Annotated in this window: 18 protein-coding genes; 6 read left to right on the plus strand and 12 right to left on the minus strand. The window is 60.9% G+C overall.

What is annotated here, in order from left to right:
• Positions 1 to 399 precede the first annotated feature (399 nt).
• The 6 genes from HU754_RS18990 to HU754_RS19015 all read left to right on the plus strand — a co-directional run bounded on the left by HU754_RS18990 (position 400) and on the right by HU754_RS19015 (position 6823).
• A complete protein-coding gene (locus HU754_RS18990; protein ID WP_093439210.1) occupies positions 400 to 1746 on the plus strand; it encodes a hypothetical protein in 1347 nt (448 codons plus the stop codon).
• Positions 1747 to 1781: 35 nt separating this feature from the next.
• Positions 1782 to 4016 carry an Ig-like domain-containing protein gene (locus HU754_RS18995; RefSeq protein WP_099758593.1) on the plus strand — a complete coding sequence of 745 codons (2235 nt, stop codon included), beginning with the start codon at positions 1782 to 1784 and terminating at the stop codon, positions 4014 to 4016.
• Between the two features lie 72 nt (positions 4017 to 4088).
• On the plus strand, positions 4089 to 4553 hold the full coding sequence (locus tag HU754_RS19000) for a curlin (RefSeq protein WP_093439216.1): 465 nt from the start codon (positions 4089 to 4091) through the stop codon (positions 4551 to 4553).
• A 27-nt stretch (positions 4554 to 4580) separates the two neighbouring features.
• Positions 4581 to 6032: a curlin gene (locus tag HU754_RS19005; RefSeq protein ID WP_186624634.1), complete on the plus strand. Its 1452-nt coding sequence runs from the start codon at positions 4581 to 4583 to the stop codon at positions 6030 to 6032.
• Between the two features lie 325 nt (positions 6033 to 6357).
• Complete coding sequence (gene relB / locus HU754_RS19010; RefSeq protein ID WP_026000469.1) at positions 6358 to 6549, plus strand: type II toxin-antitoxin system RelB family antitoxin; 192 nt, start codon at positions 6358 to 6360, stop codon at positions 6547 to 6549.
• Positions 6539 to 6823 (plus strand): type II toxin-antitoxin system RelE/ParE family toxin, encoded by a 285-nt coding sequence (locus tag HU754_RS19015; RefSeq protein WP_186624635.1) that lies wholly within the window; start codon positions 6539 to 6541, stop codon positions 6821 to 6823. Before relB ends, HU754_RS19015 begins: the two co-directional genes overlap by 11 nt.
• Positions 6824 to 6897: 74 nt before the next feature.
• Here HU754_RS19015 and HU754_RS19020 read toward each other — a convergent pair whose 3' ends face one another.
• The 12 genes from HU754_RS19020 to HU754_RS19075 form a co-directional block, all read right to left on the minus strand.
• On the minus strand, positions 6898 to 7116 hold the full coding sequence (locus HU754_RS19020; protein WP_186624636.1) for a hypothetical protein: 219 nt from the start codon (positions 7114 to 7116) through the stop codon (positions 6898 to 6900).
• Between the two features lie 269 nt (positions 7117 to 7385).
• The gene (locus tag HU754_RS19025) at positions 7386 to 7754 is read right to left on the minus strand and encodes a DUF6124 family protein (RefSeq protein WP_186624637.1); all 369 of its coding nucleotides are present in this window, start codon (positions 7752 to 7754) and stop codon (positions 7386 to 7388) included.
• Between the two features lie 2048 nt (positions 7755 to 9802).
• The gene (locus tag HU754_RS19030) at positions 9803 to 10663 is read right to left on the minus strand and encodes a CsgG/HfaB family protein (RefSeq protein WP_186624638.1); all 861 of its coding nucleotides are present in this window, start codon (positions 10661 to 10663) and stop codon (positions 9803 to 9805) included.
• Positions 10664 to 10692: 29 nt separating this feature from the next.
• Positions 10693 to 11124 (minus strand): curli assembly protein CsgF, encoded by a 432-nt coding sequence (locus HU754_RS19035; RefSeq protein ID WP_093439234.1) that lies wholly within the window; start codon positions 11122 to 11124, stop codon positions 10693 to 10695.
• Positions 11121 to 11513 (minus strand): curli production assembly/transport protein CsgE, encoded by a 393-nt coding sequence (gene csgE / locus HU754_RS19040; RefSeq protein ID WP_186624639.1) that lies wholly within the window; start codon positions 11511 to 11513, stop codon positions 11121 to 11123. Before csgE ends, HU754_RS19035 begins: the two co-directional genes overlap by 4 nt.
• A complete protein-coding gene (locus HU754_RS19045) occupies positions 11510 to 12061 on the minus strand; it encodes a type II secretion system protein (protein ID WP_093439240.1) in 552 nt (183 codons plus the stop codon). The genes csgE and HU754_RS19045 overlap by 4 nt, the downstream gene beginning before the upstream one ends.
• Positions 12036 to 12410: a type II secretion system protein gene (locus HU754_RS19050; RefSeq protein WP_186624640.1), complete on the minus strand. Its 375-nt coding sequence runs from the start codon at positions 12408 to 12410 to the stop codon at positions 12036 to 12038. Before HU754_RS19050 ends, HU754_RS19045 begins: the two co-directional genes overlap by 26 nt.
• Before the next feature lie 5 nt (positions 12411 to 12415).
• A complete protein-coding gene (locus tag HU754_RS19055; protein WP_016987878.1) occupies positions 12416 to 12889 on the minus strand; it encodes a type II secretion system protein in 474 nt (157 codons plus the stop codon).
• A gap of 2 nt (positions 12890 to 12891) precedes the next feature.
• On the minus strand, positions 12892 to 14739 hold the full coding sequence (locus HU754_RS19060) for a secretin GspD/PilQ domain-containing protein (protein ID WP_093439246.1): 1848 nt from the start codon (positions 14737 to 14739) through the stop codon (positions 12892 to 12894).
• On the minus strand, positions 14736 to 15248 hold the full coding sequence (locus HU754_RS19065; protein ID WP_186624641.1) for a hypothetical protein: 513 nt from the start codon (positions 15246 to 15248) through the stop codon (positions 14736 to 14738). The genes HU754_RS19060 and HU754_RS19065 overlap by 4 nt, the downstream gene beginning before the upstream one ends.
• Entirely contained in the window at positions 15248 to 15796 is a 549-nt protein-coding gene (locus HU754_RS19070) for a GspMb/PilO family protein (protein WP_186624642.1), read from the minus strand. The genes HU754_RS19065 and HU754_RS19070 overlap by 1 nt, the downstream gene beginning before the upstream one ends.
• Entirely contained in the window at positions 15783 to 16328 is a 546-nt protein-coding gene (locus HU754_RS19075; RefSeq protein ID WP_034152599.1) for a PilN domain-containing protein, read from the minus strand. Before HU754_RS19075 ends, HU754_RS19070 begins: the two co-directional genes overlap by 14 nt.
• Position 16329 lies beyond the last annotated feature (1 nt).

Raw genomic sequence — 16329 nt, forward strand, 5'->3', positions numbered from 1 at the left:
CTATAGGGTTATAGCCCACGGGTGGGGGTTTGCCCGGATGCGGGGATATCGACCCGGTTGAGTTGATCCCACAGACACCGCTAATCCCTTGTAGGAGTGAGCCTGCTCGCGATCGCGGTGGGCCTGTCGACATTTTCATCACAGACATACCGCTATCGCGAGCAGGCTCACTCCTACAAGGATCTGTGTTCGGCAGGCCATGATGGTCATCCCCACCGCCCCCGATTCTGGGGAATGACGCCCTTTCCCCGCGGGCCAAAAACCCCAACTTCACACCTGCAAATCTCTCTAATCCGGCCCTCTCCCGCCCATCCACCACACCTTGGCATGGAAGGTGTACAGGCCCTGTGCAACTGACCCATCCCCAAGGGGCAGGTACTTCGATAGAGGGATTAACTCATGCACCCTTTACTGTCCAAAACCGCGACTGTCCTGGTCGTGAGCGCGTTGGCCCAGGGCATAGCCCAGGCCGCTTTGTTTGCTGTTGACCCGGGTCCGTATACGGTGGCCACTGGCGGTTTCGCCAGTTGGTATCAGGACACCCACGGTCGCACCCTGGATCTGTGCCTGTCCAAAGCACTCAGCTCTCGCGTGCCGAGCACGCCCGGCGCACCTTCGTACATGTGTTCGCTGCTGCCGGCGCCCGGCATATTCGATGACGCCCAACCGCTGGCTTTCCCCAGCAACTTCCCCGACGAGGCGTTCTGGTTCACCGCTGACGGCACGATTGTCGACGCCGCGCGCGGCATCAACCTCTCCTACGGCTCGGCGATCGAAGCCGCGTTCAGTGGCGGTGACCCGGCGGAAGGCGATCAGATCAGCTTTGCGCGGATCCGCATCCGGGTTGATATTCCTACGGCCGGCACCTACGTCATCACCCACCCGTATGGCGTCGAAGTGTTCAACATCGACACGCCCGGCCGCCGCGCGATCAACATGACCCGCGACATTGGCATCGGCACACCGAAAACCTACGACGGCGCGCTCAAGGGTGACGTCGGACCGTTTCTGCGCAGCCTCAACGGGCCCTACACCGAAACCAACCCGGTGACTGGCTCGGCAGAACAGTTTGTCGGTGATCCGAACCTTGAAGAAGCCGTGACCGGCAGCCCGTTCAACACCAACTTCATCCGCATCGAAGGCCCCAATGGTCTGGATCTGCGGACGACGACATTTGCCGTCTCCGGCAAGTTGTCGACGGTAGTTCGACCCACACCAATGATTACCCAGCGCAGCACTTACTCACGCAAGGCGGGGACCAGCGCACCGGTCGCCCAGCAAGACGTGTTCGTCCTCGCCCCACCAGCGCCCGGCACCGTCGCCGTGACCAGTTTCACCCCGGTGCTGAACATGACCGAAGCCAACTCCACCGGTGCCTGGTATGCGCAATCGTCGGCCAACCCGACCGTCCCGAGCGTCCTGCAAGTGACCGCCGACAACCACCTGGCCATCGCCAGCAGCACGCCGACCACCCTGCCTATGACCCTGACCGACCTGGTAGTGATCCAGAGCGCGCAATACAGCCTGAGCTCCGGACAACTCACCGTGGTGGCCTCGACCAGTGACGAAACCTCGCCACCCGTACTCACCGCCACCTCCGGCAGCGGCGCCGCCATCGGTGCGCTGAGCGGCGACGGCGCGCTGAAAAGTCTGGCCACCGGGATCTCGCCGATACCGCCAGCCAAGGTGCGCGTGACGTCGTCCAACGGCGGCAGCGACACCGAAGAAGTGGTCATCGTGCAATGAACGCTCACATGCCCAGATCCGCATCAGGAGGCATCATGAACAAGTGGCCACGCTTTGCGCTCAACGCGCTCGGGCTCGCTCTCTCGCTGACCGGCAGTGCCTATGCGCAACTCGCCGCCGTCGACCCCGGCCCCTACACCTTTGCCACCGGGAAATTCCCGATGTGGTACCAGGACAACAATCTGCTGTCGATGGAGCTCTGCCAGTCGCGCGCCGCCAGCTCGCGAGTAGCGGTCAGCACGCCACCGGCCTACATGTGCACGCTGCTGCCGGAACCGGGCATCTTCGATGACAGCCTGCCGATGGTGTTCCCCGACAACTGGCCGCCGGAAGCCTTCTGGTTTCTCGCCGAAACCACTATTCCCAACAACGGCGCGGGCTATGGCATGGACGCTTATGTCGCGGGGATAGAAGCAGCGTTTTCCTCCGGTAATCCGGTGGACGGCGATCAAATAGCTTTCGCGCGAATTCGCATCCGGGTGAACGTTCCCGTAGCCGGCACATACACCATCACCCACCCGTATGGCGTCGAAACGGTCAACGTCACCACCCCCGGGCGCCGTGCGATCAACATCACCAAGGACATCGGCATCGGCGCGCCGGGCAACTTCAGCGGCGCATTGACCGGTGCCATTGGCCCGTTCCTGCGCAGCGTCAACGGCCCTTACACCGAAGTGAATCCTGACAGCGGCGGTGTCGAAACTTTCGTCGGTGATCCGAACCTCACCGAGGCCGTGACCGGCAGCCCGTTCGACACCAACTTCGTACGCATCGTCGGGCCATCCGCTGCGGGTACGATTCAAACCAGCCTGTTTACCGTCGCCGGCAAAGTGCTCGACAACCGTCAGCAAACCGCTGTCGAACTCGACCGCGCCACCTATCGCCGCACCTCGGCCGGTGTGCGTGCCGAAGTGTTCGCCAAGGCTGACAGCAGCTCGACCCTGTGCTTCCGCGAAACCGTGGCGCTGCTGCCCGGCCCTCCGCCAACGCCTTGCCAGACCAGCCTGACCGGTGACAATACCGGTTTGTTCTTCGGTCAGCGCCTGGGCAACGGCACCCTGCCGTCAGTCATCGTCGTGACCGCGACCAACCCGGCCGGGACCACACGCCCGACATCGGTGTCGAGCAAGCTCACCGACGTGGTGAAAGTGCAGACTGCGCGCTACAACTGGTCCAACAAAACCTTGTTGATCGAAGCGACATCGACCGATGAAGTAGCGATCCCGGACATGGTTGCGCAAGGTTACGGACGTCTATCGAAGTCCGGCACCCTGCAGCGCATCACCGTCGCCGACCTGACTCAGCCACCGGCCACCGTGACGGTGAAATCCGCCGCTGGCGGCAGTGACACTGAAGCAGTCGTCGTAGTCGGCACCGCACCGGACACCGGCGAAAACCAGGCACCGATCGCTAACGCCGACACCGGCAGCACCAGTTTCGGCGTGCCGATCACCCTCAGCCTGTTGACCAACGACAGCGATCCCGACGGCAACAACCCACTGGGCATCACCGCGCTGACCCAACCGGCGGCCGGCCAAGGCACCGTCGCCCTCAGCGGCACCGCCGCCGTGGTCTACACGCCGCCAGCCGTGGTCAACACGCCACTGACCACGACCTTCACCTACAAAGCGCAGGACGCCAAAGGTCTGGCCTCGGCCAACCCGGCCACCGTGACGATCACCGTCGCGCCAAACCGGGCACCGACCGCCGTCGCCGACAGCGTCGCCACGTTGGGCGTTGCGATCCCGATCAACGTACTGGCCAACGACACCGATCCGGAAGGCAACGTACCGCTGGGCGTCGCCAGCCTGACCCAACCGGCCGCCGGCCGTGGCACGGTCAGCACTGACGGCACGGTGATCACCTACACCCCACCGGCCACCGTCACCACGGCGTTCACCACGACCTTCACCTACATCGCCCGGGACAGCTTCGGCGCCCTGTCGACGCCGGCCACGGTCACGGTGCAAGTGTCGCCACGGCCAGCAGCGGAAACCTTCACCGTCACCGCTTCCACGGTGCAGGCACGCTCGGGCGGGCGCTTCAACTGGGACTTCACCGGCACCTCGTCAGTGACCACCGGCAACACCATCACCGTGCAGGTCACCACCCCGACCGGGCTGGTCACCCTCGGCACCACCACCGTACCGGTGACCGGACGCTGGCGGCTGACGCTGAACAACACGACGGTAGTGCCATCGGCCAACCCGACCGCGACGATCCGCTCGTCCCAGGGCACCGTGCGCACGGTCTCGGTGACCACGCTGTAAGCCTGATCCCCAGCCACTTGCGGGTGGCTGGGGCCGACTTCGAACCGGTTAACGCCTGACAGGATGTGAGCCATGAACACGCCGACCGCCGCCCTGCTTTGCCTGCTCCTGCTGTGCAGCACAGTAGGCGTGCGCGCCGACGACCTGATGGACAACGACGACCTGGCCCCGACCAGCAGCGACCTCGGCGAACTGCCCCCACCGGTGGGTCAGCAAGCCCTGATCGACCAACTCGGCCAGGCCAACGTCGCCCTGCTGCAACAGAACGGTCAGTCGCTGCTCGGGCAGATCGTGCAATCGGGCAGCAATCAGGAGGCGTACATCCTGCAACAGGGCAGCGACCTGATGGCGCTGATCAACCAGAACGGTTCCGGCAACGCCGCCTCGATTACTCAGAACGGCAGCCACAACCGCGCGCAGATTTCGCAAAACGGCAACAACAACGACGCCAGCATCGAGCAGGCCGGCGCGGGGCTGCAAAGCGCCGTGACCCAGTCGGGCAACGGCATGAGCGTTTCGGTCAAGCAATATCGCTAAGCACTGCAAATCATCGGAGAGATCATCATGTTCAAACTGACGCCCCTCACCGCCGCCCTCCTGGTCATGATCAGTGCCCAGGCTATGGCCGACGACAGCCTGTCCAACCAAAGCCAGGTCGGTACCGCCAACATCGCCGACGTGAAACAGACCCAGGCACCGTTCAGCACCGCCACCCAGACCCAACTGGGCCAGGGCAACGACGCCGCCGCCGTGCAAGACCACGCCAGCAGCGTGATCACCCAGGACGCGGTCGGCGACTACAACGCCGGTTACGCCGAACAACTTTACGAAGACAACGCCACCATCACCCAGCAACAAGTCGGCGCCTTCAACACCGCCCACGCCAGCCAGTCGTTGGGTTTCGGTTCACCGAACAGCGCGCTGCAACAGCAGCAAGGCACGGGCAACTTCTCGTTCATCTATCAGGATTCGCAGAACGGCAGCGAAGGCAAGACCTTCCAGTTCGGCGACAGCAACGAAGCCAACATCGAACAACTCTATGAAGGCAGCGGCAACAGCTCGGTGATCACCCAATACGGCACCGCCAACTACGGCACCGCCGAACAGGTCACTCATAACGGCGGCCAGATCGGCATCAACCAGGCCGGGGAAAGCAACTACGCCTACGGCGATCAGCGCAACGGCACCGGCGGCAACATCACCATCAACCAGTTCGGCAACCTCAACGGCAGCGAAATCTGGCAGGACGCGCAACTCGCCAGTCAGGCCACCGTCAACCAATACGGCGACAGCAACGAAACCGTGGTCGACCAAAGCTTCGGCGCAAACAACAGCGCTGCCGTCACCCAGGTCGGCAACAGCAACGCGATCTACGCCGACCAATTCGAATCGGTCAACTCGACACTGGCGCTGTACCAGGTTGGCAACGGCAACGTGCACTACACCTATCAGAGCGGCGACGGCCACACACTCAGCGCCACCTCCGTGGGCAACGACAACAAGGTCTACGCCAGCAACTGGAAAGGCCCGCAATCGGGTGGACAGTTCGGCAGCAACCAGCGTGCGACCGTTACTCAGGCGGGCAATGCCAACGTGGCCAGCTTCACTCAGGATGGCGTCGGCCATGTGATGACCACGCACCAGACCGGGACGGGCAACAAGACCACGGTCAGTCAGGCGGAGTCGTATAACGAGCTGTATTTTGATCAGAACGGCAGCGACAACATTTTGATCTCGGATCAGCGCGGCACGGGCAACCTGGTGCAGGGTTCTTCGAATGGCACGGGTAACAGTGCTGAGTTTGATCAGTCCGGGTCTGGCAACCAGGCGTATACCGCGCAGTTGTATGGCAGTGACAACATGATCACGGTGAAACAGGCGGACACGATGAACGTGGCGTATGTGACCCAGGGCGGGACGGGGAACATTGCCAATGTCGATCAGAGTGGGGTTACGCAGACGGCGAATATTCAGCAGTTTGGGTCGGCTAACCAGGCGACGGTGTTGCAGCAGTAGGGGTTGGGTGTTGATGGGCCGCGATTCTCTGGTGAGGGGGGTCGCGGTTTTTTTGTGTCCGTAGGACCGATCAACGACACGCGTTGTTTAAAGCCCAGACGCGCCACGTCCTACAGAAAAATGAATGGTTTATGGAAAAGCTGCACGTTTTCCTACCACGTCTAGCGGTTGGCCGTCGGAAGCGCAGCGACTAGGATTTTTCGGGACAACCTGAACCCTACGGAGCTCGACCGACGTGCAAATCATCCAGACAACCACGACAACATTCCCCTTACCGAATAGACTTCCAGGCATTGATCCCGGAGGTGCCATGATCGACCCAAAGATGATTGACCCACTGTGCCCAGTCGTCTCGGACCTTGATCCTGAAGAACAGGCTGCGAGTTATGACCGTTGGTTCAGGGCGGAAGTACAAGCGTCTCTCGATGATCCGCGCCCGAGTATTCCCCATGAGCAAGTGATGGAGGAGATCAATGCCTTGATGGAATCAATGCGCAAAAGCGCTGATGCAGATTAAGTGGCGACCCAAGGCTCGGGTCGAACTCTCGAAAATCCTGAAGTACATTGGCGAGCGAAATTTTGTAGCGGCGACTGCACTTCACAAGTCCGTCGTAAAAACTACATCTGCGCTTTGTTGGCATCCACACCTGTATCGCAAAGGCCGCTCTCCCGGCACTCGAGAGATTGTGGTAAGCCCGAACTATCTCGTCGTTTATCAAGTGGCGGACCAAATTGAGATTGTGAGCATCTTGCATGCGCGTCAGGAGTACCCTCGATGCGACCCCGGTTAAGATCGCTTCCTCGTCTCAACACAAGACACCGTGCTTCCCGTGGAGGTACGGTTTTTTTGTATCTCAGTACTCAGTTAATTGATATGAAATATGCGATTTATTGCAGCTCGAGCCTTCTTGCCGTCTGCCTCGTAAAGCCCCTGTAACAAAACCTGATCGTTTAACCGATGGAGGCGAAAATGGTTGTAGAAGGCTTGTCCCAATCGCTGGTTATTAAAAGAACCCATTTCCCACAGGCCTGAGAATTCTGCATAGGCTGCGCTGTCGATTTCGAGTGGTGGTGAAAGATTCATACGCTCCTCAAAAAATAGTTAGCCGTCAGTAAGCAGTAGAGTAGCCAAAATCGGCATTACGCTTTTCTACTTTTCACATTGCCACCGCCAAGCACTTACCCCGCTTCATGCTTTCTTCGTTTTCCTCCATCAGGGCCGACATTTGATCGTTCCCCTGCGCAGCAAAGGAATGCCTCTCGGGACGCTCCGTATTTCGACTCGGGAATCTGACGCAGAGCGTCAACGGCTGTATTCCTTTGCTGCACGTGGGAACGATCAATCAAGAGCGATCAGTTCTTGAGTTCGACGTGATCAAGGGCCTGGTTGACGGCCAGTTCGCCCAACATCACGACCTGTGCGATGCCCAGTGCGGTTTTGCGCTGTGAGGTTTCCAGGGAGGCGGCGAAGTTGATGAGCATTTCGCTGGCCGAGCCTAGGGTTTCGCTGGCGTTGGCGAGCAGGGATTCGGTGTTGTACCTGGGGTTGGCGAGGTACATGGGTTCCGGCTCGTTGGCGCTGGACATGATGTGGGCGGTGGGGTTGAGGTAGAAATCGAGGGCGCGGTCGGCGGCTTCGTGGAGTTTTTTGCTGTCGACTGAGGCGTAGGGGGATGTGGTGTTGGTGTCTGATTCTGGGGGATTGGGTGTTGGTTTTTTCATGGTTATTTACCCTGTATGACGGTTATAGCTGGCCCCCCATTCGGTTTCCAAGCGAATAGGTGGCAGCTGTACGCAGGTTGGAAACCCGGGACAGAGGCAACCCGGCAGACACAAGGTCTCCCACGCACAGCCGCCATAACAAAGTGCACACAGTGAAGGTGCGCAAGGATACGTTATGAATGGCGCTTGTGCGCTCTGTAGTTACTCGGGTTTCCACGCCCGGTCGCTGAATTGGCAGCGACGAACACAGGCTAGAGACCGGACGTCCGACGGACAACCTGAAAACCTTGTGGGAAGGTTCCGCCGATTTAGACACTTCTTTAAACAAACTTCAGATCGCAGCCCTCACCCTAGCCCTCTCCCGGAGGGAGAGGGGACTGACCGAGTGGTTTGGTAAAGGTACGCCGACGTGAAATACCGAGTCGAACTCAGGTTTTGAACGGCCCACAAATCGGCTCCCTCTCCCTCGGGAGAGGGCTGGGCGGGCGGCGTTCCGATGAGGGGCAGCAACAACACAAATCCAAAGCCGAGCTCGCTGTTGCTCCAACACAAATCCAAAGCCGAGCACGCTGTGTTCTTCACCACTCAACAGGATGAGCGTTAGCTCGGCTGCGGCTTTTGATCTGTAAGGCGACATCGGAAGGCTGAGTGGAGGGATTGATCCGGGCGTGGGAGCGCAGCGACCGTTTGGCGCAGCCAAACACAGCGAGAGGAGGTGCAGCGAAGCAAACCGTAGGCGCTGCGTCCGGATCGATCCCGGAGCGAAGGAACCCCGAGCTTTAGCGAGCGGGCCGCACGCAGGAGCAAGCCTTTTGGGTTACCTTTTCGGCGTTTGGAAAAGGTGACCCGCCGTCAGGGCGGAACCCTAAGTGGCCGTTACCGCAGGAATGGATATGTACTCGGTCAGCCAGAAAATCATTGCCTGAGCCGACGCCTTCGCGAGCAGGCCCGCTCCCACAGTTTGACTGGGTACATCTGCCAGAGATTGGTAGGGTCTTAGGCCGCGATCGCCAGCAGGCTCAGTGGGGACCGAGTACATCGGCAAGAACTTGGTCGGCCCGAAGGCCGCCATGTTTACTCGGCATCCGGATCAACTTTGTTTGATAGTTGCAACTGGCCCATTCGACTTCCAGGAAAAATGGGTGACAGCTGTACGCAGGCTGGAAATCCGGGAGAGAGCAACCCGGCAGACACGAATGTCTCCCGCGCACAACCGCCATAACAGAGTGCACACAATGAAAGTGCGCAAGCATACGTTATGAAAGGCGTATCTGCTCTCTCGTGTCTTCGGGTTTCCATGCCCGGTCGCTGAGTTGGCAGCGACGAACACAGGCTAGAGAGCGGACGTCCGACGGACAACCTGAAAACCTTGTGGGAAGGTTCCGCCGATTCAGACACTTCTTTAAACACACTTCAGATCGCGGCCCTCACCCTAGCCCTCTCCCAGAGGGAGAGGGGACTGACCGAGTGGTTTGGCAGAGGTACGCCGACGTGCGATACCGCGTTGAACTCAGGTTTTGAAAAGCCCAAAAATCGACTCCCTCTCCCTCGGGAGAGGGCTGGGGTGAGGGGTAGCCACAACACAAATCAACAGCCGAACACCGCTTGGCCCTTAACCACTCAATAGGCCGAGTGTCAGCTCGCCTGCTTTTGATCTTGATCCACGGGCGACGTCGGAAGGCTGAGTGGAGGGATTGATCCGGGCGTGGGAGCGCAGCGACCGTTTGGCGCAGCCAAACACAGCGAGAGGAGGTGCAGCGAAGCAAACCGTAGGCGCTGCGCCCGGATCGATCCCGGAGCGAAGGAACCCCGAGCCCCAGCGAGCGGGCCGCACGTAGGAGCAAGCCTTTTGGGTTACCTTTTCGGCGTTTGGAAAAGGTGACCCGCCGTAAGGGCGGAACCCTAAGCAGCCGTTACCGCAGAAACGGATATGTACTCAGTCAAAAAGAACCCCGCCGCCTGACAAAAAACCTTCGCGAGCAGGCTCGCTCCCACAGTGGGAACTGGGTACATCGGCAAGAACCTGGTCGGCCCGAAGGCCGCCACGTTCACTCCGCCTCCGGATCAACCTTGTTCTGAGTCAAATACCGATTCAACACATCATCCTGCCCAGGCACAGAAGCGTCCCCCGCCACCTGCCACAAATGCCGCTCAATCCCCTGCGCCACCATATGCCCCACCGCCGCCTCAATCGCCGACAGAACACAAAGCTGCGCCGGCTCATTCGTCGTATACCCAACCTCAGCCTCAAGCAACTTCTTGAACTCGATAAACTTGAAAATCCCCGCGCTACGCGCCACCGAATAAATCGTCTTGCTGGTCATCACATTCGCCAACACCTGCCCGCTGCGAACATCCACCGCCCGCAAATTCACGGTCACCTGATCCACCCGATACTCACGCTGCAAATCAATCCCCAGATACCGCGCCCCTTCCCCACCGCTACGCACGTTAGTGTCATAAGCGATGATCCCACCCTCGAGCATCATGTTCGCCGCCTGCAACGGCGGCAGCTCACCCTGAATATTCACCGGCGTATTCGGCTTCTTCTGCGACGCGCGAATAATCTTGCGCTCGGTCAACAGGTTCTGCAGCCCTTCCCTTTCCAGCACCACAAACCAGCCACTGGCCTGCATCGCGTCCATCAACATCGACGCCGCACCCTGAGTCACGCTGGTGGAAAACGAACTCGCCGGCGTCGGCTTGTACTGCCCGGTCTGGTCACGGAACCCGTACACCACCGCCATCAACCGCCCCTTGGGCCGCGGCATCTTCAGCAAGTCGTAATAAGTCGAAGCCCTTGGAGTCAGGGTCGGGGTTTCGGTGTCCTGCTCGGCCGACATCGGCTCACGCAGACTGCACCCTTGTAATGTCGCCAACAGCAGCCCTAGCGCGATTAATTTTTTCATGTCCATCACTCCCCGGAACCGTCAGCCCGTCATGGGTTGAGGCCGTTCACCTGAATTTCCGAAACCTCACCGGTCGCTCGATCGGTCACTTCAATGCTCAGTGCCCCGGAGTCGTCGATGACGTTGACGATAAAAGAGTCGGTGGACAGGCTCCCCGTGTTGCCGGTGGAGATGTTGTCCAGCAACTGCCCTAGCAGCCGCGATTGCAATTGACTGGTGAAGCGCTCCAGCGCCGAGGTGCCGGCCACGGTCGAACGGCTCTTGAGATCAGGGTCGTCGTAATCGTTTTGCGCCTGCGCGTTGTTGAGCAGCCAGGTGCCGTTGAGCGGGTTGCCGCCGAACGACGGGTTGACCGGCGTGTAGACCAGTTCAGTGGCCTGGACAGCCGCAACGCTGGCGAGCCCGATCAACAACCCCGAGATCCAGAATCCGCTGCGCCGTGAGAACGTTGTGCTGTTCATAGTTCGTCCTTCTCAAGGTCGGTGGTGTCCTGCAACAGAGCCTCCAGCTTGCGCTGGACAACCTGGCGTCGAACCCAGTCGGCGGCCGCGTAGGCCTCGTCCTTCAGTTCCACGGTGTTCGGCGGCAGGAAGCGCCGATAAACCAGGCGTTGCTGATATTCCACGGTCACCAGGCTGCCCCAGCGCGCGTCGGGCCGCTCGCGCACCACCAGGTTGAAGTCCATCGGGCTGGTGTCGCGCAGGCGTTCACTGAACGAGTAGTAAAAGTCGTGGCCGATGTGCGAGATCGTGTCGTCGACGATGAAGCCCATCATTTCGTCTTCTTCACCGGCGTGGGCGCAGCCCGCCGCCACGGTGAGAATCAGCGCGCACCACCATTGGCGAGTCATGGCTGCAACGCCTGCGGCAAATTTGACTGGCCTTTGGCCGGGCCCCCGCTACTAGTGCCAGTGCCCTCAAGAAAGGCTTTTTCAGCCACGAACTGCCAGTCCGAATAACGCTGCATGCCTTCGAAATCCGACCACTGCGACGGGAAGCCCGCCTGCTTCAACGGCAGCTCGGTCGACGGGCTGTTGAGGCCGGTGATGCGTCCATCGAAACCGCGTTGTACTGCCCATTCACCCTGACCGATCGGGTCTGGATAAAGCTGACGCAAATGATGTTTCGCTTCTGGAAAACGTTGATCGTCGAGCAGGTCGACCAATTCTTTCGGGTACTGCGCCAGCCCCGGCGAACTGCGGTAGTAGCTGCGCAGCGCCTGTGCGTATTGAGTACCGACCCAGAGCAACTGGCGTTCACGGTCACGGCGCGAGGCGGTCGACCACAACTCGCCAGCACTGGCCAGGCCCATGCCCATCACCACAATCAGGAACAGCACGCCCAGGTAAGTGAAGCCGCCCTGCTGCGCGCGGTTACCACTCGGAATACTGGCTGCCATCACGCGCCCTCCCGGTAGCACCGCTTTTGATATCGGCCACACCACCGGCAACGCCGTCCGGTGGCGCGATCAGCACCCACAGGTCTTTGCGTTCGGTGATCGGATCGAGTGGCGCGTTGCGCAGGTAACGTTGTTCGATCAGTTGCTCGATGGAATCCGGGTAGCGCCCGGTGTCGCCGTAAAAGTGATCCAGCGCCTCGCGCATCGCCGACAGGCTCTGGCGCAAGGTGGTTTCCTTCGACGCTTCGAGGCTGTTGAAGTAGCGCGGCAGCGCGATGGTCATCAGCGTGGCGATGATCGCCATCACCACCATCAGCTCCAGCAAGGTAAAACCTTTTTCCCGGCGCATGAGGTTCACCACTCGCGATAGGCGATGCCGTTGAGGCCCTTGCCCCGGGCGTGGGAGTAGACGTCGAACACGTCCTCGCCATCGCGCGGGTTCTGAGCCGAACTGTCGTAGGCGCGCACGCCCCAACCCCCTTCGTCATCCCGTTTGGCCGGCACCAGCGGATCGCGCGGGATGCGGCGTAAAAAGTAGAACTTGGCGCCCTTCGCACTGCGCACATCGCGCACGCCTTCGACCAGCACTTTCAGGTTCGGCGGGTAGCCGCTGCTGTTCAGCGACTTCTCGATGTACCCGGCATCGAAGGCGCGTTTGTAGGCGTCGATGGCATCGCGAATCTGGTACAGCGCGTTGCGCAATTCCTGCTCCTTGCCACGCCGCACCAGCGTCTCGGTCAGCGGCGCGGCCATGCTCGCCAACAGGCCGATCAGGGCCAGCGTCACCACGACTTCGATCAGGGTGAAACCGCGTTGGGAGGCGTTCATGATCAAGGCTTCTCGACAGTGACGCGGGTGGTCGCCACGGCCGATTCACCGACGGCACGCGGCTGCGCGGCAGGCGATGGCATCACGTAACTCTGCGAACGATCCGGGGCCTGGATGTGCATGCTGGTTTCGGTACCGGTGGAGAACTCCATGTCCGAGGGGCTCTGGTACGGCAGGTTGCGCACGATCCGTGGGGTGATCGACAGCACCAGTTCGGATTTGCCGATGGTGTCTTTGTTGCTGCCGAACAAGCGGCCGAGTCCGGGAATGTCACCGAGGCCGGGAATCTTGTTGCCGGTGGCGCCGTGGTCGTTGCGCACCAGCCCGGCGAGGATCTGGGTTTCGCCGTCGTGCAGACGCAGCGAGGTCTGCGCGTTGCGGGTATCGACCTGCACCGGGATCGTGCCTTGGCGGGTCGGCTCCAGCGGCGTGGCATTACTCACTTCCAGGGCGATCTTGATCGCCACTTCGTTGTTCAGGTGTACGGTGGGGGTCACTTCGAGCTTCAGACCGACATCCAGATAGGTCACGCTTTCAGTGATCACCGGGCCCTGTGTCGACGGCACCGAGGTGGCGCTGATGATCGGCACACGCTGGCCGATGTGGATGCGCGCCTGCTCACGGTTGCTGACGCGAATGACCGGGCTGGCAAGGGTGTTGATGTCGTTGTCCTGCGCGTTGATCTTGGCCTGCGGCGACGGGCCGATGGAGATGCGGTCGGAGTTGATGCCCTTGAGCTGGCCCAACAGGGTGACCGGCGAACCATCGCTGTTAACCACGCCGAAAGTGCTCGGCCATTGCAGGCCAAGGTCGAGAATGCGCTGGGTGGCGACTTCCATCACCTCCACTTCGAGCACCACTTCCGGGTTGGACTGGTCCTGCGATTGCAGGAGTTTCTCGGCCATGCGCACGGCGTCTTCGGTGTCGCGCATGGTCAGGGTGTTGAGGCGTTCGTCGACGAACACGTCGCGAGTCTTGAGCATGGTTTTGACCATGTTCAGCGCGGTGTTGGCGTCGATGCTGGTCAGGTAGAAGGTGCGCATCACCAGTTCCTGGTAATCCTTCACTTTCTGCGGCGAATCCGGGTAGATCAGCAAGGTGTTTTCGTTCACCACTTTCTGGTGCAACTGGTTCTGTTGCAGCAGCAAGGTCACGGCGTCTTCGATGCGCACGTCACGCACGAAGATCGTCGCTTTCATGTCCGGGCGCAGGTCTTTGTCGAAGATGAAATTCAGTCCGGCGACCTGCGACAGCACTTCGAAAATGGTCTTCAGGTTGGCGTCACGAAATTCCAGGGTCACCGGGCGATCGAGCTTGGTGCGCAGTTGCGGATAAGCAATCACGTTGCGGCTCTGCACCAGGCGAATGTTGCCTTGCAGCTCCAACGCACCTTCATTGGCCGGGTCGAGTTCGAGGATCTGTTTGACCTGACGATCAGCGCCGTAGATGTCGCCGCGACGCAGATCGCCACGGGCCAGCTCGAGTTTTTCATCCATGCTGCGCAGGTACTCCATCTGCTTCAGGGCATCCTGGGCGCGGCGGTTGTTCGGCTCGATGGTCAGCACGCGCATGTAAGCGGTGCGCGCCGAGGTGAAATCGCGACGCGCGCGGTCGGTGTCGCCGGCCGTCAGCAACGCCGTGATCGCCTTGGCCCGGCCGGTGTTAAGCAGCAGGTGCAATTCGGTGTCGCGAGGGTTTTCACGCAGGCCTTCTTCGATCCGCGCCAGCCCCGCCTCGTACTGACCCTGTTCAATCAGGTCGGCGGCTTCCTTATTGGCCACCTGCGCAGTGCTGCACGCGGCCAGCCCGGCACACAGGCCCAGGCTCATCAGCAAACGGGAACGGTTCATTGCGTACTCCCCACAGACAAGGTCTGCGACAAATGCAAAGGCAGGTAAACCAGGCTCAATTCCACATCGGAAATGCCGGTGATCTTCCAGGTGTCGTCGATCACATCCCCGTTGCGCACGACGTAGATCTTTTCGCCGTTCTGCAAAAACACTTGCAGGTCGCTGCGGTCATGCAGCCGACCGACGAACTGAAACGGCACCGGTGGCAGGCTCGGGGCTTGCACCACTGTGGCCGGGTTGATCGCTTGTTCGGTGACCGTGGCCAGGGTCGGCGCGGCCTTCCAGGATTTCGCCGCGAACAGATCGCCGGCCGGGCTCAGGTCCCTGATCGGCGCGTCTTTGGCCTTGGCGGTGCTGGCCGGCAGCGCGCCCCGGGTTTTCCCCGGCGTGGCGACGGCGACTTCGTTGGAATCGGCGTCTTCGCTCGGCGAGAAATACGCCGGCAACCACGCCAGCGCCGCCGCTACGCCGAAGAACGCCAGCCACCCTGTCACGCGCTTGGTATTCATCACGACCTCGACAGGTAAAGGGTCATACGGATCCGGCCATTGAGGTCGGTGTCGCCAATCTTCTTGCGTTGCAATTCGAGGTCTTCCACCACCACTGCCGGCAACTGACCGAGCAAGGCGTGCACGAAGCGGCGCAGTTGCGGGTAGCTGCCGCGCACTGGCAAGAGGATCTGATAGCGCGCCAGATGGGTTTTCGGGTCGACACCGAGGGCGTACTCACCGCGCGCCAGGGTGATGTGCTCCTGGGCTGCGAGGGCGTAGATGCGGTCGATGGCGACCGTGGCTTGCGGCTGCGCCGGCAGTTTGTTGCGGAAGTCGTCGAGCTGACGCTGCGGCACCACCGGCGGCGCGATGCTGCCGTCTTCAACCTTGGCCAGGTACGCGCTGGCTTCCTGAGTCTGCTGGCTCAAGTGCTGCAACGATTGCCAGCCCGGCAGCAAGCCACCGAGTGCCCAAGCCACGGCGACCAGCATCAGCGCCAACCCGGCCAGGCCCGGAATGCCGAGGCCTTGCAGGTATTCGTGGACGATCAGTCTAGGGATTCGCATCGCCCATCTCCCAGGTCGCCGACAGGTTGAATTGCACCGGTTGTTCCGGCGATTTGACGACAATTTCGTGGCTCAGCAGCGACACGTCGGACAGCTCGTCGCTGGCTTCCAGTCGTTTGTGGAAATCGAGCATCGCTTGCAGATCCCGCGCTTCAGCGCTGATGCGGACCTGGCCTTTACGGGCATCCGGGGTCAGGCTCAGCAGCGCGACGTCATCGCGCGGCATCGCTTCGAGCATGGCGAACAGGCGTTCCCACGGCCGGCGCAGTTGTTGCGAGACCTTGCGCATCTCGGCGAGGTTCGCCGCTTGCTCGCGGATTTGCGCCGGGCTCAGGGTGGACTTGGCGCCGCTGTCACCGGTGAGCTGACGCTGCGTGGTTTGCAGATGACCTTGTTGCTGTTCGGTGTGCGCGTCGAGGTGCTGTTGGACGCCGAAGCACAGCAGCGCCAGCAGCACGCCGCCGCCGAGCAGGCTCCAGCCCAACGGGCCGGAACGTGGCCGTGGCTGAAAATCGAGATTAAGCGCGCGCATG

It is taken from the genome of Pseudomonas zeae (assembly GCF_014268485.2).
Classification (GTDB): domain Bacteria; phylum Pseudomonadota; class Gammaproteobacteria; order Pseudomonadales; family Pseudomonadaceae; genus Aquipseudomonas; species Aquipseudomonas neuropathica.

Coding starts and splice junctions, on each gene's coding strand:
- HU754_RS18990 (WP_093439210.1), top strand. CDS start 400: ATGCACCCTTTACTGTCCAAAACCGCGACTGTCCTGGTCGTGAGCGCG.
- HU754_RS18995 (WP_099758593.1), top strand. CDS start 1,782: ATGAACAAGTGGCCACGCTTTGCGCTCAACGCGCTCGGGCTCGCTCTC.
- HU754_RS19000 (WP_093439216.1), top strand. CDS start 4,089: ATGAACACGCCGACCGCCGCCCTGCTTTGCCTGCTCCTGCTGTGCAGC.
- HU754_RS19005 (WP_186624634.1), top strand. CDS start 4,581: ATGTTCAAACTGACGCCCCTCACCGCCGCCCTCCTGGTCATGATCAGT.
- relB (WP_026000469.1), top strand. CDS start 6,358: ATGATTGACCCACTGTGCCCAGTCGTCTCGGACCTTGATCCTGAAGAA.
- HU754_RS19015 (WP_186624635.1), top strand. CDS start 6,539: ATGCAGATTAAGTGGCGACCCAAGGCTCGGGTCGAACTCTCGAAAATC.
- HU754_RS19020 (WP_186624636.1), bottom strand. CDS start 7,116: ATGAATCTTTCACCACCACTCGAAATCGACAGCGCAGCCTATGCAGAA.
- HU754_RS19025 (WP_186624637.1), bottom strand. CDS start 7,754: ATGAAAAAACCAACACCCAATCCCCCAGAATCAGACACCAACACCACA.
- HU754_RS19030 (WP_186624638.1), bottom strand. CDS start 10,663: ATGAAAAAATTAATCGCGCTAGGGCTGCTGTTGGCGACATTACAAGGG.
- HU754_RS19035 (WP_093439234.1), bottom strand. CDS start 11,124: ATGAACAGCACAACGTTCTCACGGCGCAGCGGATTCTGGATCTCGGGG.
- csgE (WP_186624639.1), bottom strand. CDS start 11,513: ATGACTCGCCAATGGTGGTGCGCGCTGATTCTCACCGTGGCGGCGGGC.
- HU754_RS19045 (WP_093439240.1), bottom strand. CDS start 12,061: ATGGCAGCCAGTATTCCGAGTGGTAACCGCGCGCAGCAGGGCGGCTTC.
- HU754_RS19050 (WP_186624640.1), bottom strand. CDS start 12,410: ATGCGCCGGGAAAAAGGTTTTACCTTGCTGGAGCTGATGGTGGTGATG.
- HU754_RS19055 (WP_016987878.1), bottom strand. CDS start 12,889: ATGAACGCCTCCCAACGCGGTTTCACCCTGATCGAAGTCGTGGTGACG.
- HU754_RS19060 (WP_093439246.1), bottom strand. CDS start 14,739: ATGAACCGTTCCCGTTTGCTGATGAGCCTGGGCCTGTGTGCCGGGCTG.
- HU754_RS19065 (WP_186624641.1), bottom strand. CDS start 15,248: ATGAATACCAAGCGCGTGACAGGGTGGCTGGCGTTCTTCGGCGTAGCG.
- HU754_RS19070 (WP_186624642.1), bottom strand. CDS start 15,796: ATGCGAATCCCTAGACTGATCGTCCACGAATACCTGCAAGGCCTCGGC.
- HU754_RS19075 (WP_034152599.1), bottom strand. CDS start 16,328: ATGCGCGCGCTTAATCTCGATTTTCAGCCACGGCCACGTTCCGGCCCG.